Origin of the sequence: Thiofaba sp. EF100 (assembly GCF_039822285.1) — a bacterium.
Taxonomy (GTDB): domain Bacteria; phylum Pseudomonadota; class Gammaproteobacteria; order Halothiobacillales; family Halothiobacillaceae; genus Thiofaba.
The window spans coordinates 14,352-34,925 of record NZ_JBAJEY010000006.1 but is presented as its reverse complement, the minus strand read 5'-3'; the positions used below and the strand labels follow the sequence as shown (position 1 = coordinate 34,925).

Sequence of the window (20,574 nt, the reverse complement as noted above, 5' to 3'; positions counted from 1 at the left end):
CCATGCTGAACAAGGTCCTCATCGCCAACCGTGGCGAGATCGCGCTGCGCATCCTGCGCGCCTGCCGCGAGCTCGGCATCAAGACCGTGGCGGTGCACTCCACCGCTGACCGCGACCTCAAGCACGTGCGCCTGGCCGACGAATCGGTCTGCATCGGTCCGGCCAAGTCCGCCGACAGCTACCTCAACATCCCGGCCCTGATCGCCGCCGCCGAGGTCACCGACGCGGTCGCCATCCATCCGGGCTACGGCTTCCTGTCCGAGAACGCGGACTTCGCCGAACGCGTGGAGCAGAGCGGCTTCATCTTCATCGGCCCGAAGCCGGAGAACATCCGCCTGATGGGCGACAAGGTCTCGGCCAAGGACGCCATGAAGGCCGCCGGCGTGCCCTGCGTGCCAGGCTCCGACGGCGCCCTGGGCGACAACGCCGACGAGAACCTGCGCCTGGGCCGCGAGGTGGGCTACCCGGTCATCATCAAGGCCGCCGGCGGTGGCGGCGGGCGCGGCATGCGGGTGGTGCACACCGAGGCCCACCTGCTCTCCGCCATCGAGATGACCCGCGCCGAGGCCCTGGCCGCGTTCGGCAACCCGAACGTGTACATGGAGAAATTCCTCGAGCACCCGCGCCACATCGAGATCCAGGTCCTGGCCGACACCCACGGCAACGCCATCCACCTGGGCGAGCGCGACTGCTCCATGCAGCGCCGTCACCAGAAGGTGATCGAGGAGGCCCCCGCCCCCGGCCTGACCGCCGAAGAGCGGCGCGAGATCGGCGAACGCTGCGCCAAGGCCTGCATCGACATCGGCTACCGCGGCGCGGGCACCTTCGAATTCCTGTACGAGAACGGGCGCTTCTACTTCATCGAGATGAACACCCGCGTGCAGGTCGAGCACCCGGTGACCGAGATGATCACCGGGGTCGACATCGTCAAGGAACAGATCCGCATCGCCGCCGGCCTTCCCCTGTCCATCCGTCAGGAGGACGTGCAGATCCGCGGTCATGCCATCGAGTGCCGCATCAACGCCGAGGACCCGACCAACTTCGTCCCGAGCCCCGGCAAGATCACCGCCTTCCACGCCCCCGGGGGCCTGGGCGTACGCTGGGACTCGCACATCTACGCCGGTTACAGCGTGCCACCCTATTACGATTCGATGATCGGCAAGCTGATCTGCCACGCCGAGGACCGCGCCACGGCCATCGCCCGCATGAGCGGCGCGCTGTCCGAACTGGTGGTGGAGGGGATCAAGACCAACACCGCACTGCACCGCGAGCTGATGAGCGACGGTGCGTTTCAGCAGGGCGGGACGGACATCCACTACCTGCACAAGAAGCTGGGGCTGTAAGCGTCATCCCGGCTTTACCCATCCGCCCAACGGTGCCCCCTCTCCCTCTGGGAGAGGGGCGGGGGGTGAGGGAAAATCCCCCCTCAAGGTGTGAGTTCACGGGATAGTTTGCATAGCATGTGATGTGGGATGATCTGGGATGAAGTGCATTCTGGTGCGGGTTTGATGGGTGTCAAAGCGCGCGGATGATCTGACAGGCGGAAAATGTCATTTTGCAAGGCCGGGCAGTGATCCGGCCTTTTTTGCGCGATAGTTTGCACGAAATCATGGGGCGCGGCGGCCGATCCAGGCGAGGCGGCCGATGATGTTGAGGTGGTCGTCTGGATTGATGACAAGCTCTCGATAAGCTGGGTTGTCGCTCCTTATGTATAAGGTGCCGTTCAAGGCGCGCTGGATGCGCTTTGCCGCGAGTCCGCCATCTTGCTCGATCACGTAGATGCCGTCCTGACGTGGCGTGGTGATGCGCAGGTCGATCAGGAGCGTGTCGCCACTGTGGATGGTTGGCTCCATGCTGTCACCGCGGGCGGTGATGACGGCCAGGTGATCCGGGTCGAGCCCTTCTTTCTTCAGCCAATCGCGGCGAAAGGCCAGCATGCTGCTGATGCTCGCCTCCAGATTCCATATCCCATGCCCGCAGCTTGCCTCGATGTCGTAGTACGGCACCATGGCAAAGGCCTCCTTGCAGGTCTCATCGCATCTTGCTGTGCCTTCTTGTGGTGCATGTGCTGGCTCGGCACGCATCATCGGGCCTTCGCCAAAAGCAATCCAATCAAGGCTAACACCAGTCCGAGCGGCAAGACCGATAACGGCATCGAAAGGAGGCATGCCGCCGGCTATGTAGCGCTGAATGGATGGCACAGAGACTCCAGCCGCCATGGCAGCCTCTGATCGATCGCCTATCAAATCCGCAACGACTCTGATGCGGCTTCCAAGTTCTGATCTCAAACTTGGAAGTTGCTTCCGAGTTTCACGGTCATCTTCCATCTTTGCATCTCATTGAATTGACAAGAAAAAAGTCACTCTTGATAGATGATGTATCAAGGATGAACTTGGAAGCCTTAGGGTGCTTGCAAAGACTCATTTATGAGGCTAATATTTGAGCCACGTATAGCAAGCATGTCTAAATTTACATGGCACACGAACACACCACGACCGACTGGCACAGGGCCGACATCCTGGCGGCGCTCAAGAAGAACGGGTGGAGCCTGGCATCACTGTCCAGGCACTGTGGATATGCCACGCGCACCGCGCTCTATCAGGCGCTGCTGCGCAAGTGGCCCAAGGGCGAGGCCATCATTGCTGAGGCGATCGGCGTTGCTCCAGAAGTGATATGGCCCACGCGCTATCTAAACAAGTTTAAACGCGAAGTTGAGCCGCGCAACGTAAAAAAGCGCAAGGCGGCATGACATGAAGCGCGTCAAAGATACTTTCACGCTCGATCTTTTTGATGTGCCAGAGCCTGCGCCCGAGCTGCCAGGGACGATGGACTACCGCCCGCAGGTTGCGCACATGGTGAGTGAAATACTGCGCGGCGCGGCGATTGACCGCTATGAGGTGGCGGCGCGTGTCAGCCGACTGACGGGCAAGGATTTGAGCAAGAACATGCTCGATGCCTATGCCTCCGATGCACGGGAAGATCACAACCTGCCGTTCTACCTTGCGCCGGCACTGGAGGCTGTGTGCGAGAGCCATGTGCTGACCGCCTGGTTGGCGGATATCCGCGGCGGCCGCCTGCTGATTGGCCGCGAAGCCCTCACTGCCGAGCTTGGGCGCCTCGAGCGCCAGCGCGATGAGGCGGCACGCAGGATCAGGCAACTCAAGAGCCTGATGGGGGAGATCGATCATGACTGATTGGTTTACCGCCAAGGATATTGCCGGGCTCCCTGGTCTTCCTGGGACAGATCGCGCAATTCGTGACATAGCCAAGCGCGATGCCTGGAAAGCCAGAAAAAGGTCTGGTCGCGGTGGCGGCCTTGAGTACCACATCACCAGCTTCCCACCCGAGACACGCGCGGCGCTGATTGCGCGGCGGGCAGTGGTGGAGGTTGCGCCTTCGAGCGGAACGAAGGCCGTGGCCGTGCGCCATGACCAGGTCACGGACGATCAGCGGCTCACGGCGGCGGCGCGAGCCATGCTGTGCCGCGCCATCGAGCGCATGGCCGCTGATGGTGATATGAGTGCCACGGCCGCGGCCAGGCATCTGGCCGAGCTTCTGCGCCTTGGGCAGGCCGATGAGCGCCTGATGGAGGCCGCCCGCCAGGCGAACGACCGGCCGCGCGATGGGCATGTGATCGCGCCGCGCACGCTGGTGCTGTGGATGGGCACCTTCAAGAAGGCGGGCGAGGCTGGGCTGATCCCTGGGCGCCGCCAGAAGGTGCTCGACATACCCGCCTGGGCCGGGGCTTTTCTTACCCATTACCAGAAGCCGACCAAGCCGTCGGTGGAGGATGCTTACCGTGCCTTCAAGGCCGGTTTGAAGGGGGAGGCGCCGAGCATCCATCAGGTGCGGCGCTTCCTGGCCAGGCTCGCCCCGGAGGCCCGCGAGCAGGGCCGCATGGGGCCACGCGAGCTGAAAAACCTGCTCCCCTTCCGCCGCCGCAGCTTCGAGCATCTGCAGCCCAACGACATCTGGACGGCGGACGGGCATACCTTCGATGCCGAGGTGCAGCATCCGCTCTATCCGGGGCGGGTGTTCCGCCCGGAGATCACCACCTATGCCGACATCCGCACCCGCCGCATCGTGGGCTGGAGCGTGGAGCTGGCCGAGTCGGCGCTGGCCGTGCTGGATGGTCTGCGCCTTGGTGTGGCGGCCTGCGGCATCCCGGCGGTGCTGTATGTGGACAATGGGCGCGGCTACAAAAACCAGGCCGTGCAAGGCGCGCTGGATCGGCTCGGCATCGAGCTGAGGCACTCGATTCCGTACAACTCGCAGGCGCGCGGGGTGATCGAGCGCATCCATCAGACGGTATGGGTGCGCCTGGCCAGGCAGCTTCCAAGCTTCATCGGCGCGGGCATGGATGCCGAGGCCAAGAGCCGCGTCCACAAGATCAGCCGCCGCGAGCTGGCACTGGCCGGACGGGCGCGGCACATCATCGGCTGGGCCGAGTTTGTGGACCTCTGCCAGCAGGCGGTGGCGCACTACAACGCGGAGCCCCATTCGAGCCTGGGCGGGCTGAGCCCGGATCAGGTATGGGCGCAGTACGAGGCGAGCGGCTGGGCGCCGGAGACGATCGATGCCGAGATGCTCGGCATGATGCTGCGCCCACGCCTGATGCGCACCACGCATCGCGGCGAGGTGCGGCTGTTCAACCTGCGCTATTACGCGCCCGAGCTGGCGATGCTCGAGGGCGACGAGCGGCAGGTGGAGGTGGCCTACGACATCCGCGATGGCTCGCGGGTGTGGGTGCACGACCGCGAAGGCCGGCTGCTGGCCGTGGCCGTGCGCGATGGCAACGCTTCGCCCTACATGCCCGACAGCGTGCTCGATATTGGCCGCGAGAAGCGCCGCCAGGCGCAGGTGCGGCGCAAGGTCGAGCAGATCGAGCGCCTCACCGGGGCCACGGTCACGGGCATCCAGCTGGAGCATCAGGTCGGGCAGGTGCTGGATGGGCTCTTCACCCCGGCCGTACCTGAAATCGATGAGGCGACCGAGCTTGCCCGCGCACGCGGCCGCGCGGAGCTTGCGCGAATGCAGGCGGCCGAGGCCGTGGAGCCGGCCGTGACCACCATCACCGATCCGCTGGACCTGTACCGCCTGAGTAAACGCGACCCTGACGCGCTGAACGATGTGCAGCGCGATTACCTGAGTCGCCTGTTTGAGACCTCCCCGGCCTTCCGTCTGCGTGTGCAGATTCTGGAGGGTGGGGATTTTGAGGCCGCGCCCGGGTGGAGCCGGGCGGGTTGATCCATCCATGGACGCCATCCATGGCTGATTCGTGCACAGAGGAGCATAGCACAGATGAGACATCGTTTTGCAATCACCAGCAACGTCGAAAAGTTTTTGGGCGGCGTTCAGGTTGTCGATGAGCGCGGCGCTTCCGAGGCCAGCATGCTGCTGGTCACGGGCGACCCCGGCTATGGCAAGACCTCCACGGTGCAGTGGTGGGCGGCCCAGCATGGGGCCGTGTACCTGCGCGCCAAGGCCAGCTACACCCCGCACTGGATGCTGACCGAGCTGGTACGCGAGCTTGGCCACGCCCCGGCGCGCCGCAGCGAGGACCTGTTTGCCCAGGCGATGGGCGTGCTGGCCCGCGACCCGCGCCCGCTGGTGATCGATGAGGTGGAGCATGCGCTGCATGACTCGCGCGTGCTGGAGTCCGTCCGCGATCTGACCGACATGACCGAGGTGACCACGGTGCTGGTCGGCATGGAGCATGTTCAGGCCAAGATCGCGCGGTTTGCGCAGATTTCGAGCCGCATTGCCGCCGTGGTCCACTTCAGCGCCGCCACGGTCGAGGATGTCCGCGTCTGCTGTGACACCGTGTGCGAGGTGGGCGTCGCGGATGACCTGGTGGCGGAGATTCACCGCCAGGCCGCCGGGCGTCTGCGCGAGGTGATGAATGCCATCGCGCAGGTCGAGCGCGTGGGCAAGGCCAGTGGCGCCAAGCTGGTCGAGCTTTCGATGATCGGCAAGCAGCGGCTGGTGCATGACTGGCAGCGCCGCGCAAGCGTGACCGTGCGGGGGCGGGTGTGATGCGCCACCACATTGCCACGCGCCTTTTGACCGCCATGGGCGAGTTGGCCGCGCGCGGGGAAGACTGCGGCACCGTGGAGCGCCTGGCCGAGATGGCGGGGCTGACCGGGGCGCAGGTGTCGGACGCCTGCCAGGTGCTGCGCCGTAACGGCCTGGCGCGCCATGTGCGGCATCACTGCTATGCCCTGACCGAGGCCGGGCGGAAGGCCGCCGCCGAGGGGGTGGATGTGTTCCGCGGGCCGCGCGGGCCCATCGGCCCCACTGCCCCGCGCCGGGACAGCCTGATGCAGCGCGCCTGGGCCGCCATGCGGGTGATGCGCAAGTTCGACCTTGCCAGGTTGACCGTGATGGCGAGCCGCGATGAGCGCTGGGCCTACAAGGCCATTACCAAATACTGCGCGGTTTTACGCGAAACCGGATACCTGATCCGCATCGATGCGCAAGGCTCGACACGCGGCCGCCGCGGGGCGAGCTCGCGCTATGTGCTGATGCGTGATACCGGCCCCTATGCACCCCGCTGGAGAAAGCCGAAAGGGGAGGTTTTCGACCCGAATACCCAGACGGCGTATCCGATTAAACCGGAGGGCGTCGAATGAGCGCATGGATTGAGCTTTTACGCGAGGCCTGCCAGGCCTCAAGCCAAAAGGCCGTGGCCAAGAATATCGGCTATTCACCAGCAGCCATTTCCCAGGTGCTTTCCGGTACCTATAAGGGGGATTTAAAGCGCATTCAGGCGGCCGTTGAAGGCGCCTTGATGCACCACACGGTCGAGTGCCCGGTGCTTGGCACCGTCCAACGCCAAACCTGCATTGCCCATCAGCGCACTGAGCTGATCCCCACCAACCCGATGCGGGTGCGCCTGTGGCGCGCCTGCCGCGCCTGCCCGAACAACATGAATCAGGAGGACTGACATGCACGTCGCCACTCAACACCACCACGCACGCGCCCATCGCCGCCCGGTGCTGAACGAGGAGGTTCAACGCCGCCTGCGCTGCCTGCGCGAGGCCATCGAGCTGCTCAATGGCCTGAGCCTGACCGTGCTGGAGGTGGATGCCAACCGCCCCATGCCGGTGATCACCATCCAGGTCAGCCCGCGCAACAGGGAGCTCGGCACGGCCTATGCCTACGCCTACATGGGCGGGCCGCATGGCCGGGTGCGGCGCATGCAGGTGCAGCGCTGCGGCTGCCGAATCGAGTGGGAGGTGCAGGGCCACTGATGCGAAACAGGGCGGCCGCCCCTCCACGCGGCATGCCCTGTCGCCCGGGTGTGGTGATCCGGGCCTGATGAGCAGCCAAGAGGAAACCCATGAAACGAAAACCCCTACCCCACGGCGTGGTCGTGGACAAACGGACCGGCGAGGCCAGCCCCGCGCCCGAGCGCGTGGTGGAGCTTGTGCTGGACGGGCTGAAGGCGGAAGCCGAGGCCAAGCCGCGGACCCGCCGGGTCAGCGAGATCAAGACCGAGCTCAAGCAGCTGGTTCCGCCGGAGACCGTGATCAGCGTGGATGACCTGGCCGAGGCGCAGGTGATCCTGCGGCAGCAGGTCGTCGTGAGCGATGAAGCCGCGCTGAAGGCGGCGCTGGGCAAGCGCTTTGCCGACCTTGTGGACATCAGGGTCGAGTACCAGCCCACCGAGAAGCTGATCGCCATGGCCGCCGACGCCGATCATCCGCTGGCGGAGACCCTGCGCGCCTGCCTGGAGATCAAGGAATCCGTGTCCATCACCTTCAAAGACCTGTCTGCCAAGAAGCGAGGAAAAGCCGCATGAATCCACTGATCGATGCCATGACATCCGTCTCGTCCATCACCCGCGCCCGTGCCCGGGATGAGATCAGCCGCTTTGGCCAGGCCGTGGCCATCGTGCTGGCCGAGTATGGCGAATGCCGCATCCCTGGGGTGGGGGTGCTGAAGATCGTTGAGCGCGCCGAGCGCAAGGGCCGCAACCCCAAGACCGGCGAGGCGATCGTCATTCCGGCGCGCAAGGCGCTGGCCTTCAAGCCCGCCGCCCAGCTCAAGCGCGCCATCGACTGACGTTTGCCCAAGCCCGGGGTGCCTCGGGCTTGATCAAGCGAAGCGTGAGGACGTGACATGAAAGCCGCCAAGCTCGAAACATCAAGCCGCCTCCAGCGCGTACTGGCCTTGCTTAGGCAAGGCGGGTGGTACACGACGATGGAGATCGTTCAGGGTGCCAAGGTCTGCGCGGTGAACTCGATCATCGCCGAGCTGCGCGCCAATGGCGTGCCGGTGCGCTCCCGACTGGAGGTGGTGCCCAACCCGTCGGGGGCGCCGGGCGGAGTGCGGCTGTGGTCCTACAGCCTGGAGGATGGCGATGCGTGAGCGCAGGCAGGCCCTGATCCAGAAGATCCACATCGCCAAGGGGCAGCTGGGCATGGCGGATGACGACTACCGCGCCATCCTGCGCCGGCATGGAGCGGAAAGCAGCAAGGACATGAGCGTGGCGCAGCTGGTAAGCGTGCTCAACGAGCTGATCGACAAGGGCTGGCGACCGGCCGCGCCCAAAAGCGCGGGGCGCGAGCCCAAGGTACGGTCAGGACGCAAGGCCCAGCTTGCCAAGATCGAGGCCCTGCTGGCCGACAAGGCCAGCCGCCAAGGTCATGCCGTGCCGTGGAGTTATGCCGAGGCCATTGCCAAACGGGTGTGCGGGGTGGAACGGCTGGAATGGTGCGATGCACGGCAGCTTGCCAAGGTGATTGCGGCGTTGCAATACGACAAGCGGAGGTAATCGATGAATCGCAAGGAGATTATGTTGGCACTCCGCCAGCGCCGCCAATCGATGAAACTGACCAGCGAAGAAGTGGCCGTCATCAGTGGATACCACCGCAATAGCATCCTGATGTATGAAAACATGCGGCGGGCCATACCGCTGCATGCGGCCTGCGATATTGCCGAGGCGCTAGGGCTTGAGCTTGTCTTACGTGATCGGGCCACAGGGGATGAGGTGCGCCCATGAGGTTGCGCTGCCCGGTGTGCCATGCCGAAGCCGCCCTGGAAGCCTGGGTGGAGGATGAGGCCGCGCGCGAGCTGTTCGGCCTTCTGGCTGGACTTCCCGCCGGGCTTGGGCGCGCGATGGTCCAGTATCTCGGCCTGTGGCGGCCGGCCAAGCGCGCGCTGGCATGGGATCGGGCCTTGCGCATCGCGCGTGAGGCCACCGCGCTGGCCGCGCCCGATGTGTTGGAACGCGCGCTGGTCATCACCATCGAGGCCATGCGCAGCAAGCGCGATGCGGGCGATGTCCGCCCACTGGACAGCCATGCCTATCTGATCAAGGTGATCGAGAGCGTGGCCGCGCGTGGCGAGGCCGCGCCCATCCCGCGCATAGAGCGGGCGGCCGTGCCATCCTCACGCACCGCCCAGGCCATGGCTGGCTTCCTTGGGGTGATGCCCGATGGCTGAGCCATGGTTTGAGCAGTCCATTGCCGTGGGCCTGGTTCGCCTGGCGGCCCTGCAGCTGCCAGGCACCCCTCCGGATGCGCAGACCGCGGCCGCCTGCCGGGCGGTGTGGGTGGATGCGCTCTGGTATGGCCGGGTGTGGATCGAGGCGGTCGATACGGCGCGCCTTGAAACCGCCTTTCGCCTCCTGTCAGGCCGCGTGACCCGCTGGCCCGCGCCGGCGCAGCTGCTCGAAGTGCTGCCCATGCGCGAGCCCATGCAAGCCCTGCCTAAATCCGTGCGCTCAGACGAGGCGCGCGCCCAGGCCATGGTTTCGATCAGTGAATTGATGCTAAAACTCAAGGCTGGGGCATGATGGATAATCGGTTTTTTGACCTGATCGAGTCGCACGATTTGCCGGCCACGGCACGGCAGATCGTGGCCCTGATCGGCCTGCCGGATACCATCCTGCTGGTGGAAAAGCTGGGCGGAACAACCTTTCCCATGCCCGTGGGTAAAAATGCCATGGGCGAGTTGCGGTTCACGATGCTGGCTGAAAAGGTCGGCGTCGATATCGCCAAAAAGCTCTGCGAGCACTATGCAAGGGAAAAGCTCTATATTCCGCGCTGTGCCGAGGCCTTGCTGCGTGCCAGGAATCGAATCATCCATCAGCAGTTTGATGAGATGATCAAGCGCGGGATGAGCGCCAATCATGCCATCGCTATGATGGCTCCAATGCATAAACTCTCGGATCGGCATATCTGGAATATTCTTAAAATCCATCCTGATTCCTACCGAGAGCGGGATGCGGCTCAACAAACATTACCTCTCTACTGAAGCCTTTCATGCTGTCTGATGATGCTACGCCCCGGAAAATCCGGGGCGTGTGCATTTTTGGAAGCGCGCCCTTGAAAACCCGCCTGCTTGCCGCCTCCCTGACCCTTTCGGCCCTGGGCCTGGCCGGCATGGCCGTGCATGAGGGCTACCGCTCGCGCGCCTATGACGATGGCGTGGGGGTGCAGACCGTCGGCTTTGGCACCACCACCCGCGCCGATGGCAGCCCGGTGAAGGCGGGTGATACCACCACGCCGGAACGGGCGGTGGTGCGCTTGGCGGTGGATGCCGAGGCCATCCAGCAGCGCATGCGCGCCTGCATCGGCGATGTGCCGCTCTACCCGCATGAGTGGGATGCCTTCGTGAGCCTGGCCTACAACATCGGGCCGAGCGCATTTTGCCGATCAACCCTGGTCAAGCGCCTGCGGGAGACCCTCACCCCAACCCACTCCCAGGGGGAGAGGGAGCGGCTGTATGCCGCCGCGTGCGATGAGATGCTGCGCTGGACCAAAGCCGGCGGGCGCGAGTTGCCCGGCCTCGTCAAGCGGCGGCAGGCCGAACATCGCCTGTGCCGCGAAGGGGCACCGATGGTCGAGGCGGCCCGATGAATCCGCTGGTCGAGGTGATGGGCGCGGGGCTGGTGCTGGTCGCACTGGTCGGCGGCGGCTATCTCAAAGGCCGGGCGGATGCGGAGGCGGCAGCCAAGACCGAGCGCCTGGCCGCGGTGGAGCGCGCCATTGCCCAGGCGGTCGAGCAGGCGGCCATCGATGCCGAGATTCTGCGTGCCCATGCCGCGCGCCAGCAGGCGATGCAGGGGCGCGCGCAGCAGCTCATGAAGACGGTGGTGAAGCATGTGGAGAAACCTGTCTATCGCGACTGCCGCCTTGATGCTTGCGGCCTGTGCCTCGCCCATGCCGCAGCTCGAGGCGCGGATGGCGCGGCCTGCCCCTGTGCCCCTGATGACGCCCTGCCCGGCGCCGGTGGCGCCGGAGGACGCGAGCCTGGGCAGCCTGTTGTCGGCCTACGTGGAGACGGCATCCCGCCTGCATGCCTGTATGGAGCAGTGCCATGCCCTGACGGTGTGGTTGAGGAGTGAGACGGATGGGCGACTGGATCGATAAGGCGCAGGCCGTGGAGACGCTGTTTCAGGCGCAAGCCTTGAGCACACGCGCCCCGGAGGGGCCGCCGGCCTGTGGCGAGTGCTACTACTGTGGCGCGCCGCTCAAGGATGGCCGCCGCTGGTGTGATGCCCACTGCCGGGATGACTGGCAGCGCGAGCAGGACGCCATCGCGCGGGAAGGCGGGGTGCGGTCATGGTGACGGAGGCCGTCATCCCGGGCTGGATCGTCCCGCTGGCCGTGCTTTTGGTCAGCGGCATGATCGGCGCGGCCGTGTGGACGGTGCGCACGATGGCCATACGCCTGATCAGCGAGCTGGACCGGCGGCTGGCGCGCATCGATGAGGTGGCGGCGGAGGTCACCCGGGTGGATGCCGACCTCAAGAAGCTCATGATCGAGCTGCCCATGCACTACCAGCGGCGCGAGGATGCCATCCGCGAGACGACCGTGGTGCTTGCGCGCATCGATGCCGTGGGCGCGCGGATCGATCAGTTCGTGCGCCGCGAGGATCACATCCGCGCCGAGGCCCTGGTCAACGCCAAGCTCGACGCTCTCACCAACATCATCATGGGGAAAGGTCATGAAAACCATTGAGCAATCGGAACGCGAGACCGCACGCTGGATCGTCCTCTCCGCGCTCTATCACGGCGCGGGTATCCCGGTCGCCGAGCGCCTGGTGTTGTCCGTCCTCGAGGCGGTACCCATCAAGGCCACGGCCTCGGATGTGCGCACGCACCTGCACTTCCTGGAGTCCGCGGGCATGGCGCACGTCAAACGCCTGCCGGATGGCGGGTGGGTGGCGGAGATCACCAAGGCGGGCATGGATGTGGTGGAGTACACGGCCGACTGCCCGGCGGGTATTGCGCGGCCGGTGAAATATTGGTGAGTCCCATGCCGCCCCGCGACCGCATCAGTCAACTTCCGCCCGAGGTGCGCGAGGCCATCGACCGCCTGCTGATCGAGCGTGGATTCTCCGGCTATGACCAGCTCGAGAAGATGATCCTCGAGGCCCACGGCGTGGCCATCAGCCGCAGTGCCATCGCGCGCTATGGGCAGAAGCTCCAGGAGCGCCTCCAGGACATTCGCGATAGCACCGAGGCTGCGCTTCTGCTCGCCAAGGCCGCGCCGGATGAGGCCGATCATCGCAGCGCGGCGGTGCTCTCGATGCTCCAGACCAGCCTGTTCGACGCCATGCTGGCCCTCCGCGAGGCCGAGGACATGGAGCCGGCGGATCGGGTCCGGCTGCTGGCCCATGCCGCGCGTGCGATTGCCGAAGCGAGCCGCGCGAGCATCGGGCAGAAGAAATGGGCTGAGGAGGTGCGGGCGAAGCTCGACGAGGTGGAGCGCGCCGCATCGAAGGCTGGCCGGCGGCTCGATGCGGAGACGCTCAAGGCCGTGCGGGAGGCGTTGTATGGCAGCTGAGCGCGCCACGGAAATCACCACCAAGTTTCATCCAGTCCGAGCGCAGCGCGGACAGATCACTGCGCCCCGGAGCCTTGACCTTGGCCGCGGCCTCGGCAATCCGCTCTGCGCCGGACGAAAAACCAAGCCCCATGCCTTGCGGCATGGCTTGGATCACGCGGCGAATGATGACGTTCTTCATGTTGCTGAGGCTAGCACATGAGTTCGCCCATCCTCTACCCCTACCAGCAGCGCTATCTGCGCGATGCTGCACGCTTCAAGGCGGGGATGTGGAGCCGCCAGACCGGCAAGACCTTCACCACCACCCTGGAGGCCGTGCTGGACGTGCTCGAGGCCGAGGCCGAGGGGCGCGTGGCGCGCTGGACGATCCTCTCGGTCTCCCGCGACCGCGCGCTGGATGCGATGGACAACGGCGTGAAGCTGCATTTAAGGGCCTTCAAACAGGCGTTTGAGGCCCTCGACCTACCCTTTGAGCATGATGAGCTGGCGCACGTGGTCAAGCTGCCTGGCGGAAGCTACATCCGGGCGATTGCCAGCAAGCCGTCCACCGCGCGCGGCATGTCCGACAACCTGATCCTCGACGAGTTCGCCCATCATCAGGACAACCGCGCCATCTGGACAGCGCTCTTGCCGGTCGTCTCCAAGCCCGGCCTGAAGCTGCGCGTGATCAGCACGCCCAACGGCGTGGGCGACAAGTTCCACGAGATCATGACCGCGCAGGAGAGCATCTTCAGCCGCCATGTGGTGACCATCCATGATGCGGTTCGTGACGGCCTGCCGCGCGACGTGGAGGAGCTGAGGCGGGCGATGAACGACCCGGAGGCCTGGGCACAGGAATTCGAGTGTCAGTTCGTCGATGCGGCATCATCCTGGCTGCCCTATGAGCTGATCGCGGCCTGTGAGGTGCCCGAGCCTGGCCCCTACGACGGCGGGCCGTGCTTTGTCGGTATGGACTTCGCCGCGCGTGGTGACCTCACGGTGATCGCCGTGCTCGAGGAGGTGGGCGATGTGCTGCACTGCCGCGAGATCATCGAGCTGCGGCGGACCCGCTTTGCCGAGCAGCTCGCGGAGCTCGACCGCATCATGAGTCAGTACCGCGTGACCCGCGCCGCCCTCGACCAGACCGGCTTGGGCGAAATGTCGGTGCAGGAGGCCAAGCGCCGCCACGGCATGCTGCGCATCGAGGGCGTGCTGTTCTCGGCCGCGCGCAAGTTGGACCTGGCCACCGCGCTCAAGCAGCGGTTCGAGGATCGCGCCATCCGCATCCCGGCCCGGCCGGAGCTGCGGGCCGACCTGCACAGCGTCAAGCGCGAGATGGGCGCGACCGGCGCGCCGCGCCTTACGGCCGAGCGCAATGGCAACGGCCACGCCGACCGTTTCTGGGCGCTGGCCCTGGCCTGCGGCGCGGCAGACACACGCGGGCGGCTGGTGATCGGGCCGTTCGAGGCCGCGACGCCAGAGTCCATGACAGGCCGCGCCCCCTCCATCACCCGTGATCTCTCGACACGCGAGGTTGGCCTATGGTAAGCCCACGCATCCTTGGCCCCGATGGCCAGCCCATCAAGCCCGCCGAGCTGGCCCGCGAGCCACAGACGGCGCGCCTGTCTGGCCTGCGCAGTGAGTTTCAGGACCACCCCACGCGCGGGCTGACCCCGGCCAAGCTCGCGCGCCTGTACGAGGAGGCCGAACAGGGTGACCTGACCGCCCAGGCGCGCCTGGCGGAGGACATGGAGGAAAAGGACGCGCATATCTTCGCGGAACTCTCGAAGCGCCGCCTGGCCCTGTTGACCGCCGACTGGATGCTGGTCCCCCCCGCCGGGGCCTCGGCCGCCGAGAAGGCCGAGTGCGCCGAGCTTGAGGCCATCCTGCGCGAGGAGCTGGACTTCGACCAGCTGATCCTCGACCTGGGCCAGGCCATCCTGCCGGGCTATACCTGCATCGAGCTCGAGTGGAAACAGAGCGAGGGACAGTGGCGCTGCATGCCGCATGCCCGCCCATCCGACTGGTTCATGGTCGCGGAGGATGACCGCAGCACGCTGCGCCTGCGCACCGAGGCGCAGGGCGGAGAGGCGCTGCGGCCATGGGGCTGGATCGTCCATCATCACCCGGCCAAGTCCGGCTACCTGACCCGCGCTGGACTGGTGCGCGTGCTGGGCTGGCCCTTCCTGTTCCGCAACCTGACCGCGCGTGATTTGGCAGAGTTCCTGGAAATCTACGGCCTGCCGCTGCGCCTGGGGCGCTATCCGTCCGGGGCGACGGATGAGGAGAAGGCGACCCTGATGCAGGCCGTGGTCAACATCGGCCACGCGGCCGCGGGCATCCTTCCGGAGGGCATGGCCATCGAGTTCCAGCAGGCCGCCAGCGGGGCCGCCGATCCGTTCATGGCGATGATCAGTTGGGCAGAGGAGGCCATCAGCAAGGCGGTGCTGGGCGGCACGCTGACCACCAGCGTGGATGGCAAGGGCAGCTATGCGGCGGCCAAGACCCATAACGAGGTGCGCCGCGACATCCTCGCGGCCGACCTACGCCTGATCGCCCGCAGCCTGACCCGCGACCTCATCACCCCGCTGGCCCGCCTCAATACCCGCCTGCAACGCCTGCCCAGGCTGGTGTTCGATACCGGGGAGGCCGAGGACCTGGCGGCCATGGCCGACGCCCTGCCCAAGCTGGTGCAGACCGGGCTGCGCATCCCCGCGCGCTGGGTGCATGAAAAGCTGCGCATCCCGGAGGCCGAGGCGGATGAGCCGGTGCTGGAGCCGGCCGGGGCGACGAGCGCCACGGCCGCGCGGCGCATGGGCTGCGCCTGCGATGGCTGCCGTGGGGTGGCCCTGAAGGCCGATCCGGCCGCGCCGCGCGATGTACAGGATGCGCTCGATACGCTGGAGCCGCCCGGCCTGCATGATCAGGCCCAGGCGATGATCCGCCCGCTGCTGGCCGCCCTGCGTGAGGGGATGAGCCCGGAGCAAGCGCTGGAGGCCGTGGCCCAGGCCTATCCGGCCATGGATGCCGACCTTCTGACCGAGGCGCTGGCCCGCGCCATGTTTGCGCTGGAGCTTGCCGGGCGGCTGGAGGCGCAGGGTGAAGCCTGAGATCGACCTTGGCTATGCCATCGGCCTGCCGCCGGAGGAGGCCATCCGCTACTTCGAGGGTAAGGGGCTGGTCACCACCGGCGACTGGCGTGAGCTGTGGCAGGCGCAGCATGCCAAGGCCTTCACCGTGGCGCGGCTTGCCAAGCTGGACATCCTCCACGACATCTACAGCGCGCTCCAAGCGGCCCTGAAGGAGGGGCGCACCGAGCAGGCGTTCATCAAGGGCTTGACCCCGATCCTCCAGGCCAAGGGCTGGTGGGGCCAGGCCATCGACAAGGCCACCGGCGAGGTGCTGGAGACCTACGACCCCGCCACCGGCCGCCCGGTCGAGTGGGGCAGCCCGCGCCGCCTCAAGCTCATCTACCGTCAGAACATGCAGACGGCCTACATGGCCGGACGCTACAAGGCGCAGGTCGAGCTGGCCCGGCGCGGCGCGCGCCCCTATTGGCAGTATGTCGCGGTGCGTGACTCACGCACCCGCCCGACCCATGCCGCCCTGCATGGCCGCGTGTGGCGCGCGGATGATCCGATCTGGGATCACCTCTACCCACCCAACGGCTGGAACTGCCGCTGCCGCGTGCGCGCGCTCTCCGAGTATCGCCTGGCCCGCGAAGGGCTGAAGGTCGAGTCCAGCGAAGGGATGCTGGTCACGCGCGAGGTGCAGGCGGGCAAGCGGCCGGATGGCTCGCCCGACCTGCGCGAGGTGACCGGCATCAAGATCATTGGCCGCGACGGACGCGAGAGCGTGATGCTGCCGGACGCGGGGTGGAGCTATAACCCTGGCAAGGCGGGAGCCGCATGGCGCGGGCTTTTGGATGCCGCTGAGGCCAAGATTGAAGCCTACGCTGCCGCAGTGGGCGCGGCCTCGCGCGAAGATTTGCATGACCTTGTGCTTAAAGGCTGGTCGATATGGATCGAGGATGCCCTTCAAGGCGTTGCGCGTGATCGCCTTGGCTGGCTTGGCGTGATCGGCACGCGTGATCTGGCATACCTTATGGATGCCGGTATCGTTCCTCAAAGCGCCGAGGTCATGGTCCGGCCAGGCATCGTAAATGGCCCCAAGGCGCGGCGGCACAGTGACGCTGGCAACGCATTGACCGAGGCGCAATGGCGCGCGCTTCCGCATCTATGGCAGCAGGCGATGGCGCTTGTTATTGATCTCAAAAGCGGCAAGCCGCTGTGGATTCTCCATGGCGCTGATGGCGCTGATGGCCGTGCGCCGCAGCTGGCTGTGGAAGTTGATTTCGTGACGGGTAAACCGAAGCGCGCGACCAATGCTGCCGTGTCGGCCTACACCATCACGCTGGAAGAAATGAAAAACAGGCTTAAGGCGGGCAGCGTGAAATTGCTGTTTGGCGGTCTTGGATGATGGAGGGGCGGGGACCTCCCTCATCGATCTGCGACGGCTGCCGCAACCTCGTGGACACCCCATTGCCACGACTCATCATCCAAGCTCAATGGCAAGTATAGCCCGTCCGCTCGCGGGCATGGACTGACATCACATGATCAAAATCGACTACGACGACCGCGACGTGCTCGACGCCATCCAGGCGCTCGCCCGCCGCACCTCCGACCTCTCCCAGGCCATGCAGGACATCGCTGGCGTGCTGGCCGATGCCGTCGAGCGCGCCTTCGACCAGGAGCATGACCCGGCCACTGGCATGCCTTGGGCGCCGCTGGCCCCGCGCACCATCAAGGCGCGCGGTGGCGATGCCCACCCCATCCTGCAGCGCTCGGGGCAGCTTGCCTCCAGCATCGTGACCGAGCATGGCAAGGACTACGCCATCGTGGGCAGCAATAAACGCTATGCCGCCATCCATCAGTTCGGCGGGCAGGCCGGGCGCAAGCGTAAGGCCATCATCCCCGCGCGGCCCTATCTTGGCCTGGGCGAGGAGGACAAGGGCGAGATCATGGACATCGTGCGCGGCTACCTTGGCGGAGCGCTGTCCAAGCGATAGCCTTTTTAGGGCGCTTTGCGCGTCCTGCCCATCCCATCCCATAGCCATCACCATGCCAGCGCCTCACACGCCGTTTTAAAGCGGTTTTAAACGGGGTGCTGCCGCCCTACTGAAATCGTTCATCACGCCAGCGTGTTCATGCGGCCTGATCATGGGCCGCATGAACACGCGCATCGCCTGTCTCACTGCCGATCTTCTGCCCCAGGATGGCGCGGCCCCGTCCGCCATCCAGCTTTTACCTGCGGGCGAGTTTCGCGCCATCGATGGCCGCCCGCAGGACGTACCCGCCTGGCGGCTGGATGGCGCGCAGGCCCAACGCCTGATCGCGGCGGCCGCCGCACGCGCCAACCCCTACGTCATCGACTACGAGCATCAGACCCTGCGCGCCGAACAGAACGGCCAGCCAGCCCCGGCGGCAGGGTGGTTCAAGGCGCTGGAATGGCGGGACTCCGGCCTCTGGGCCGTGGGCGTGGAATGGACCGAGCGCGCCCGCGCCATGATCGCATCGCGCGAGTACCGCTTTATCTCCCCCGTGTTCAGCTACGACCGGCAGGGGCGCGTGCAGCGCCTGCTGCATGCCGCGCTGACCAATGACCCCGCGCTCGACGGCATGGCCGCCGTGGCCGCGCTCTCCCATCACATCCCACAGGAGCCTGATATGACCCCGGAGACCCTTGCGCTCCTGGGGCTGGCCGATGATGCCGCCCCGGAGGCCATCCATGCCGCTATCGCCGCCCTCAAGGCCAAGGCCGATGAGGCCGAGGCCCACGTGGCCGCCCTCAAGGCGCAGACCGCCCCGCTCGACGTGGTCAAGGGCCTGCAAGAGCAGGTCGCCGCGCTGAGTGCGCAGGTGATGAGTTATGAGATCGATGCCCTGATCGGCCCCGCCTTGGCGGATGGCCGCCTGATCCAGGCCATGGAGCCGTGGGCGCGTGACCTGGGTAAGACCGATCTGGCCGCGCTCAAGCGCTTCCTCGAGACCGCCCCGTCCATCGCCGCGCTCAAGGGCATCCAGACCGAGGGCAAGGCCTTGGAGGCCAAGCCTTCGCTCTCTGAGGAGGAGCTGGCCGCCTGCCGTCTGCTTGGGCAGTCGCCCGATGAATACCTGGCCTTCAAGACCCGTTTGAATAAGGAGTGATCCCATGGCCATCGTCACCCCGCAGCTTCTGACCGCCCTGCAAACGGGCTTCCGCAAGGAATACCAGGCGGCCTTCGAGGCCGCCGTGCCGGAGGCGCAATACGCCAAGCTCGCCACCATCGTCCCTTCCACCACGCGCAGCAACACCTACGGCTGGCTGGGCGACTTCCCGGACTTCCGCGAGTGGATCGGTGATCGCGTCATCAAGGACATGGCCGCGCATGGCTATGCCATCGACAACAAGGACTTCGAGAGCACGGTGGGCGTCAAGCGCACCGACATCGAGGACGACCAGGTCGGCATCTATGCCCCGATGATGGCGCACATGGGCCGCACCGCAGCGCTGTTCCCGGATCGCCTGGTGTTCGACCTGCTCAAGGCCGGTGCCAGCACCACCTGCTATGACGGGCAGAACTTCTTCGACACCGACCACCCGGTCTATCCGAACGTGGATGGCAGCGGTACGGCGCAACTGGTCAGCAATATGGACGTGCCGGCCAGCAACCCTGGCCCGGCCTGGTATCTGCTCGATACCCGCAACGTGCTCAAGCCGATCATCTATCAGGAGCGCAAGCGCCCCGAGTTCGTCGCCATGACCAAGAGCGATGATGAGGTGGTGTTCACCAGCAACATCTACCGCTATGGCGTGGATATGCGCTGCAACGTGGGCTTTGGCTTCTGGCAGCAGGCCTTCATGAGCCGCCAGCCGCTGGATGCCGAGCACTTCAACGCCGCCTATGCGCGCATGATGCGCTTCACCGCCGATGGCGGCCGCCCGCTTGGGATTAAGCCCAACGTGCTGGTGGTCCCCCCTGAGCTGCGCGCCGCCGCCCTCGACATCGCCATGGCCGAACGCCTGGCGAACGGTCAGACCAACACCAACCGCGGTCTGGTCGAGGTCATCGTCTCCGAACGTCTGTGAGGCACATGATGGCCCGTCGCCAACCCACTCCATCGGCCCACGGCACGGAGGCCGTTACCCCGCGCACGCATCGCCTGAGCGTGCGGGTCTCGCCGGAGGCCGCCCGCCGCTGGCGGGCCGGGCTCTGCTTTGATGCCGCGCCGCGCATCGTCGAGGTCAGTGATGACCAGCTCGCGGCCATCGAGGCCGACCGCATGCTGATCGTGGAGCGGCTATGAGCTACTGCGCCCTGACCGACCTGATCGCCCGCTATGGCGAGGACGAGATCATGGCCCTGGTGGATCGCGACCGCACCGGCACGCCGGATGCCGCCCTGGTGGAGGGCGTGCTGGCGGATGTGGATGCGCTGATCGATGCCCATCTGGCCGGGCGCTACGCCCTGCCACTGGCCCAGGTGCCGCGCGTGATCGTGCGCATCGCCTGCGAGCTTGCGCGTGAGGCGCTGATGATGGCCCACGGCGCGCGCCTGACCGACCACGCCCCGGAGCGCGTGGCGGCGCAAGGCGCGCGCTCCATGCTCAAGGACATCGCCAGTGGACGCATGCACATCGGCCTGCCGACCCCGGCATCGAGCGCAGGCGGCGTGCGGATGGACAGCGGCGGCCGGGTCTGGGGACGGGCTGAGGCTGAGGGGTATCTGTGATGTTGAGCCTGCTAACTCAGATCA

The 20,574-nt window shown here is 66.1% G+C and carries 32 protein-coding genes and 1 other RNA gene; 31 read left to right on the top strand and 2 right to left on the bottom strand.

Going from position 1 to position 20,574, the window contains the following annotated elements; genetic code table 11:
• The first annotated feature begins 2 nt into the window (after positions 1–2).
• Positions 3–1,343 carry an acetyl-CoA carboxylase biotin carboxylase subunit gene (gene accC / locus V6D91_RS10325; protein WP_347320225.1) on the top strand — a complete coding sequence of 447 codons (1,341 nt, stop codon included), beginning with the start codon at positions 3–5 and terminating at the stop codon, positions 1,341–1,343.
• A gap of 264 nt (positions 1,344–1,607) precedes the next feature.
• Here accC and V6D91_RS10320 read toward each other — a convergent pair whose 3' ends face one another.
• Positions 1,608–2,327, bottom strand: a complete 720-nt coding sequence (locus V6D91_RS10320; protein ID WP_347320223.1) for a helix-turn-helix transcriptional regulator — start codon at positions 2,325–2,327, stop codon at positions 1,608–1,610.
• Positions 2,328–2,473: 146 nt separating this feature from the next.
• Between V6D91_RS10320 and V6D91_RS10315 the strand changes: the two genes are divergently transcribed.
• From V6D91_RS10315 to V6D91_RS10210, 22 genes are all read left to right on the top strand, one after another.
• Positions 2,474–2,749 (top strand): helix-turn-helix domain-containing protein, encoded by a 276-nt coding sequence (locus V6D91_RS10315; RefSeq protein ID WP_347320221.1) that lies wholly within the window; start codon positions 2,474–2,476, stop codon positions 2,747–2,749.
• 1 nt (position 2,750) lies between these two features.
• Positions 2,751–3,194, top strand: a complete 444-nt coding sequence (locus tag V6D91_RS10310) for a hypothetical protein (protein ID WP_347320219.1) — start codon at positions 2,751–2,753, stop codon at positions 3,192–3,194.
• Positions 3,187–5,247 (top strand): DNA-binding protein, encoded by a 2,061-nt coding sequence (locus V6D91_RS10305; RefSeq protein ID WP_347320218.1) that lies wholly within the window; start codon positions 3,187–3,189, stop codon positions 5,245–5,247. The genes V6D91_RS10310 and V6D91_RS10305 overlap by 8 nt, the downstream gene beginning before the upstream one ends.
• Before the next feature lie 54 nt (positions 5,248–5,301).
• On the top strand, positions 5,302–6,036 hold the full coding sequence (locus V6D91_RS10300) for an ATP-binding protein (protein WP_347320216.1): 735 nt from the start codon (positions 5,302–5,304) through the stop codon (positions 6,034–6,036).
• Positions 6,036–6,632 carry a hypothetical protein gene (locus V6D91_RS10295; protein WP_347320214.1) on the top strand — a complete coding sequence of 199 codons (597 nt, stop codon included), beginning with the start codon at positions 6,036–6,038 and terminating at the stop codon, positions 6,630–6,632. Before V6D91_RS10300 ends, V6D91_RS10295 begins: the two co-directional genes overlap by 1 nt.
• Positions 6,629–6,946: a helix-turn-helix transcriptional regulator gene (locus V6D91_RS10290; protein WP_347320212.1), complete on the top strand. Its 318-nt coding sequence runs from the start codon at positions 6,629–6,631 to the stop codon at positions 6,944–6,946. Before V6D91_RS10295 ends, V6D91_RS10290 begins: the two co-directional genes overlap by 4 nt.
• A gap of 1 nt (position 6,947) precedes the next feature.
• Positions 6,948–7,253, top strand: a complete 306-nt coding sequence (locus V6D91_RS10285) for a hypothetical protein (protein WP_347320210.1) — start codon at positions 6,948–6,950, stop codon at positions 7,251–7,253.
• Positions 7,253–7,334, top strand: an RNA gene (locus V6D91_RS10280) — hammerhead ribozyme type II. The genes V6D91_RS10285 and V6D91_RS10280 overlap by 1 nt, the downstream gene beginning before the upstream one ends.
• Before the next feature lie 8 nt (positions 7,335–7,342).
• Entirely contained in the window at positions 7,343–7,804 is a 462-nt protein-coding gene (locus V6D91_RS10275) for a hypothetical protein (RefSeq protein WP_347320208.1), read from the top strand.
• Complete coding sequence (locus tag V6D91_RS10270; RefSeq protein ID WP_347320206.1) at positions 7,801–8,067, top strand: HU family DNA-binding protein; 267 nt, start codon at positions 7,801–7,803, stop codon at positions 8,065–8,067. The genes V6D91_RS10275 and V6D91_RS10270 overlap by 4 nt, the downstream gene beginning before the upstream one ends.
• Before the next feature lie 57 nt (positions 8,068–8,124).
• Positions 8,125–8,373 carry a hypothetical protein gene (locus tag V6D91_RS10265; RefSeq protein ID WP_347320204.1) on the top strand — a complete coding sequence of 83 codons (249 nt, stop codon included), beginning with the start codon at positions 8,125–8,127 and terminating at the stop codon, positions 8,371–8,373.
• Complete coding sequence (locus V6D91_RS10260; RefSeq protein ID WP_347320203.1) at positions 8,366–8,779, top strand: regulatory protein GemA; 414 nt, start codon at positions 8,366–8,368, stop codon at positions 8,777–8,779. Before V6D91_RS10265 ends, V6D91_RS10260 begins: the two co-directional genes overlap by 8 nt.
• A gap of 3 nt (positions 8,780–8,782) precedes the next feature.
• A complete protein-coding gene (locus tag V6D91_RS10255) occupies positions 8,783–9,007 on the top strand; it encodes a helix-turn-helix transcriptional regulator (RefSeq protein WP_347320201.1) in 225 nt (74 codons plus the stop codon).
• Positions 9,004–9,450, top strand: a complete 447-nt coding sequence (locus tag V6D91_RS10250) for a hypothetical protein (protein WP_347320200.1) — start codon at positions 9,004–9,006, stop codon at positions 9,448–9,450. Before V6D91_RS10255 ends, V6D91_RS10250 begins: the two co-directional genes overlap by 4 nt.
• A complete protein-coding gene (locus V6D91_RS10245) occupies positions 9,443–9,802 on the top strand; it encodes a hypothetical protein (RefSeq protein WP_347320198.1) in 360 nt (119 codons plus the stop codon). The genes V6D91_RS10250 and V6D91_RS10245 overlap by 8 nt, the downstream gene beginning before the upstream one ends.
• A complete protein-coding gene (locus V6D91_RS10240; protein WP_347320197.1) occupies positions 9,799–10,263 on the top strand; it encodes a Mor transcription activator family protein in 465 nt (154 codons plus the stop codon). Before V6D91_RS10245 ends, V6D91_RS10240 begins: the two co-directional genes overlap by 4 nt.
• A 71-nt stretch (positions 10,264–10,334) precedes the next feature.
• A complete protein-coding gene (locus V6D91_RS10235) occupies positions 10,335–10,868 on the top strand; it encodes a lysozyme (RefSeq protein ID WP_347320196.1) in 534 nt (177 codons plus the stop codon).
• A complete protein-coding gene (locus V6D91_RS10230; RefSeq protein ID WP_347320194.1) occupies positions 10,865–11,356 on the top strand; it encodes a hypothetical protein in 492 nt (163 codons plus the stop codon). The genes V6D91_RS10235 and V6D91_RS10230 overlap by 4 nt, the downstream gene beginning before the upstream one ends.
• Before the next feature lie 5 nt (positions 11,357–11,361).
• A complete protein-coding gene (locus V6D91_RS10225; protein WP_347320192.1) occupies positions 11,362–11,580 on the top strand; it encodes a hypothetical protein in 219 nt (72 codons plus the stop codon).
• On the top strand, positions 11,574–11,972 hold the full coding sequence (locus V6D91_RS10220) for a hypothetical protein (RefSeq protein WP_347320190.1): 399 nt from the start codon (positions 11,574–11,576) through the stop codon (positions 11,970–11,972). Before V6D91_RS10225 ends, V6D91_RS10220 begins: the two co-directional genes overlap by 7 nt.
• Positions 11,959–12,264 carry a hypothetical protein gene (locus V6D91_RS10215; protein ID WP_347320188.1) on the top strand — a complete coding sequence of 102 codons (306 nt, stop codon included), beginning with the start codon at positions 11,959–11,961 and terminating at the stop codon, positions 12,262–12,264. Before V6D91_RS10220 ends, V6D91_RS10215 begins: the two co-directional genes overlap by 14 nt.
• A 5-nt stretch (positions 12,265–12,269) precedes the next feature.
• Positions 12,270–12,800 carry a phage protein Gp27 family protein gene (locus V6D91_RS10210; protein WP_347320186.1) on the top strand — a complete coding sequence of 177 codons (531 nt, stop codon included), beginning with the start codon at positions 12,270–12,272 and terminating at the stop codon, positions 12,798–12,800.
• On the opposite strand, the gene V6D91_RS10205 is transcribed toward V6D91_RS10210, so the two are convergent.
• A complete protein-coding gene (locus V6D91_RS10205; RefSeq protein ID WP_347320184.1) occupies positions 12,766–12,981 on the bottom strand; it encodes a hypothetical protein in 216 nt (71 codons plus the stop codon). The genes V6D91_RS10210 and V6D91_RS10205 overlap by 35 nt on opposite strands.
• A 17-nt stretch (positions 12,982–12,998) precedes the next feature.
• Here V6D91_RS10205 and V6D91_RS10200 point away from each other — a divergent pair, with 17 nt between their 5' ends.
• The 8 genes from V6D91_RS10200 (at position 12,999) to V6D91_RS10165 (ending at position 20,550) form a co-directional block, all read left to right on the top strand.
• Positions 12,999–14,327 (top strand): terminase family protein, encoded by a 1,329-nt coding sequence (locus tag V6D91_RS10200; protein WP_347320182.1) that lies wholly within the window; start codon positions 12,999–13,001, stop codon positions 14,325–14,327.
• Positions 14,321–15,889 (top strand): DUF935 domain-containing protein, encoded by a 1,569-nt coding sequence (locus V6D91_RS10195; RefSeq protein ID WP_347320180.1) that lies wholly within the window; start codon positions 14,321–14,323, stop codon positions 15,887–15,889. Before V6D91_RS10200 ends, V6D91_RS10195 begins: the two co-directional genes overlap by 7 nt.
• Positions 15,879–17,258, top strand: a complete 1,380-nt coding sequence (locus tag V6D91_RS10190; RefSeq protein WP_347320178.1) for a phage minor head protein — start codon at positions 15,879–15,881, stop codon at positions 17,256–17,258. The genes V6D91_RS10195 and V6D91_RS10190 overlap by 11 nt, the downstream gene beginning before the upstream one ends.
• Before the next feature lie 133 nt (positions 17,259–17,391).
• Complete coding sequence (locus V6D91_RS10185) at positions 17,392–17,847, top strand: phage virion morphogenesis protein (RefSeq protein ID WP_347320177.1); 456 nt, start codon at positions 17,392–17,394, stop codon at positions 17,845–17,847.
• A gap of 160 nt (positions 17,848–18,007) precedes the next feature.
• Positions 18,008–18,985 (top strand): phage protease, encoded by a 978-nt coding sequence (locus V6D91_RS10180; RefSeq protein ID WP_347320175.1) that lies wholly within the window; start codon positions 18,008–18,010, stop codon positions 18,983–18,985.
• Positions 18,986–18,989: 4 nt separating this feature from the next.
• Complete coding sequence (locus tag V6D91_RS10175; RefSeq protein ID WP_347320173.1) at positions 18,990–19,907, top strand: Mu-like prophage major head subunit gpT family protein; 918 nt, start codon at positions 18,990–18,992, stop codon at positions 19,905–19,907.
• A 5-nt stretch (positions 19,908–19,912) separates the two neighbouring features.
• On the top strand, positions 19,913–20,125 hold the full coding sequence (locus V6D91_RS10170) for a hypothetical protein (RefSeq protein WP_347320171.1): 213 nt from the start codon (positions 19,913–19,915) through the stop codon (positions 20,123–20,125).
• On the top strand, positions 20,122–20,550 hold the full coding sequence (locus tag V6D91_RS10165) for a DUF1320 domain-containing protein (protein ID WP_347320169.1): 429 nt from the start codon (positions 20,122–20,124) through the stop codon (positions 20,548–20,550). The genes V6D91_RS10170 and V6D91_RS10165 overlap by 4 nt, the downstream gene beginning before the upstream one ends.
• Positions 20,551–20,574 lie beyond the last annotated feature (24 nt).

Coding starts and splice junctions, on each gene's coding strand:
- accC (WP_347320225.1), top strand. CDS start 3: ATGCTGAACAAGGTCCTCATCGCCAACCGTGGCGAGATCGCGCTGCGC.
- V6D91_RS10320 (WP_347320223.1), bottom strand. CDS start 2,327: ATGGAAGATGACCGTGAAACTCGGAAGCAACTTCCAAGTTTGAGATCA.
- V6D91_RS10315 (WP_347320221.1), top strand. CDS start 2,474: ATGGCACACGAACACACCACGACCGACTGGCACAGGGCCGACATCCTG.
- V6D91_RS10310 (WP_347320219.1), top strand. CDS start 2,751: ATGAAGCGCGTCAAAGATACTTTCACGCTCGATCTTTTTGATGTGCCA.
- V6D91_RS10305 (WP_347320218.1), top strand. CDS start 3,187: ATGACTGATTGGTTTACCGCCAAGGATATTGCCGGGCTCCCTGGTCTT.
- V6D91_RS10300 (WP_347320216.1), top strand. CDS start 5,302: ATGAGACATCGTTTTGCAATCACCAGCAACGTCGAAAAGTTTTTGGGC.
- V6D91_RS10295 (WP_347320214.1), top strand. CDS start 6,036: ATGCGCCACCACATTGCCACGCGCCTTTTGACCGCCATGGGCGAGTTG.
- V6D91_RS10290 (WP_347320212.1), top strand. CDS start 6,629: ATGAGCGCATGGATTGAGCTTTTACGCGAGGCCTGCCAGGCCTCAAGC.
- V6D91_RS10285 (WP_347320210.1), top strand. CDS start 6,948: ATGCACGTCGCCACTCAACACCACCACGCACGCGCCCATCGCCGCCCG.
- V6D91_RS10275 (WP_347320208.1), top strand. CDS start 7,343: ATGAAACGAAAACCCCTACCCCACGGCGTGGTCGTGGACAAACGGACC.
- V6D91_RS10270 (WP_347320206.1), top strand. CDS start 7,801: ATGAATCCACTGATCGATGCCATGACATCCGTCTCGTCCATCACCCGC.
- V6D91_RS10265 (WP_347320204.1), top strand. CDS start 8,125: ATGAAAGCCGCCAAGCTCGAAACATCAAGCCGCCTCCAGCGCGTACTG.
- V6D91_RS10260 (WP_347320203.1), top strand. CDS start 8,366: ATGCGTGAGCGCAGGCAGGCCCTGATCCAGAAGATCCACATCGCCAAG.
- V6D91_RS10255 (WP_347320201.1), top strand. CDS start 8,783: ATGAATCGCAAGGAGATTATGTTGGCACTCCGCCAGCGCCGCCAATCG.
- V6D91_RS10250 (WP_347320200.1), top strand. CDS start 9,004: ATGAGGTTGCGCTGCCCGGTGTGCCATGCCGAAGCCGCCCTGGAAGCC.
- V6D91_RS10245 (WP_347320198.1), top strand. CDS start 9,443: ATGGCTGAGCCATGGTTTGAGCAGTCCATTGCCGTGGGCCTGGTTCGC.
- V6D91_RS10240 (WP_347320197.1), top strand. CDS start 9,799: ATGATGGATAATCGGTTTTTTGACCTGATCGAGTCGCACGATTTGCCG.
- V6D91_RS10230 (WP_347320194.1), top strand. CDS start 10,865: ATGAATCCGCTGGTCGAGGTGATGGGCGCGGGGCTGGTGCTGGTCGCA.
- V6D91_RS10225 (WP_347320192.1), top strand. CDS start 11,362: ATGGGCGACTGGATCGATAAGGCGCAGGCCGTGGAGACGCTGTTTCAG.
- V6D91_RS10220 (WP_347320190.1), top strand. CDS start 11,574: ATGGTGACGGAGGCCGTCATCCCGGGCTGGATCGTCCCGCTGGCCGTG.
- V6D91_RS10215 (WP_347320188.1), top strand. CDS start 11,959: ATGAAAACCATTGAGCAATCGGAACGCGAGACCGCACGCTGGATCGTC.
- V6D91_RS10210 (WP_347320186.1), top strand. CDS start 12,270: ATGCCGCCCCGCGACCGCATCAGTCAACTTCCGCCCGAGGTGCGCGAG.
- V6D91_RS10205 (WP_347320184.1), bottom strand. CDS start 12,981: ATGAAGAACGTCATCATTCGCCGCGTGATCCAAGCCATGCCGCAAGGC.
- V6D91_RS10200 (WP_347320182.1), top strand. CDS start 12,999: ATGAGTTCGCCCATCCTCTACCCCTACCAGCAGCGCTATCTGCGCGAT.
- V6D91_RS10195 (WP_347320180.1), top strand. CDS start 14,321: ATGGTAAGCCCACGCATCCTTGGCCCCGATGGCCAGCCCATCAAGCCC.
- V6D91_RS10185 (WP_347320177.1), top strand. CDS start 17,392: ATGATCAAAATCGACTACGACGACCGCGACGTGCTCGACGCCATCCAG.
- V6D91_RS10180 (WP_347320175.1), top strand. CDS start 18,008: ATGAACACGCGCATCGCCTGTCTCACTGCCGATCTTCTGCCCCAGGAT.
- V6D91_RS10175 (WP_347320173.1), top strand. CDS start 18,990: ATGGCCATCGTCACCCCGCAGCTTCTGACCGCCCTGCAAACGGGCTTC.
- V6D91_RS10170 (WP_347320171.1), top strand. CDS start 19,913: ATGATGGCCCGTCGCCAACCCACTCCATCGGCCCACGGCACGGAGGCC.
- V6D91_RS10165 (WP_347320169.1), top strand. CDS start 20,122: ATGAGCTACTGCGCCCTGACCGACCTGATCGCCCGCTATGGCGAGGAC.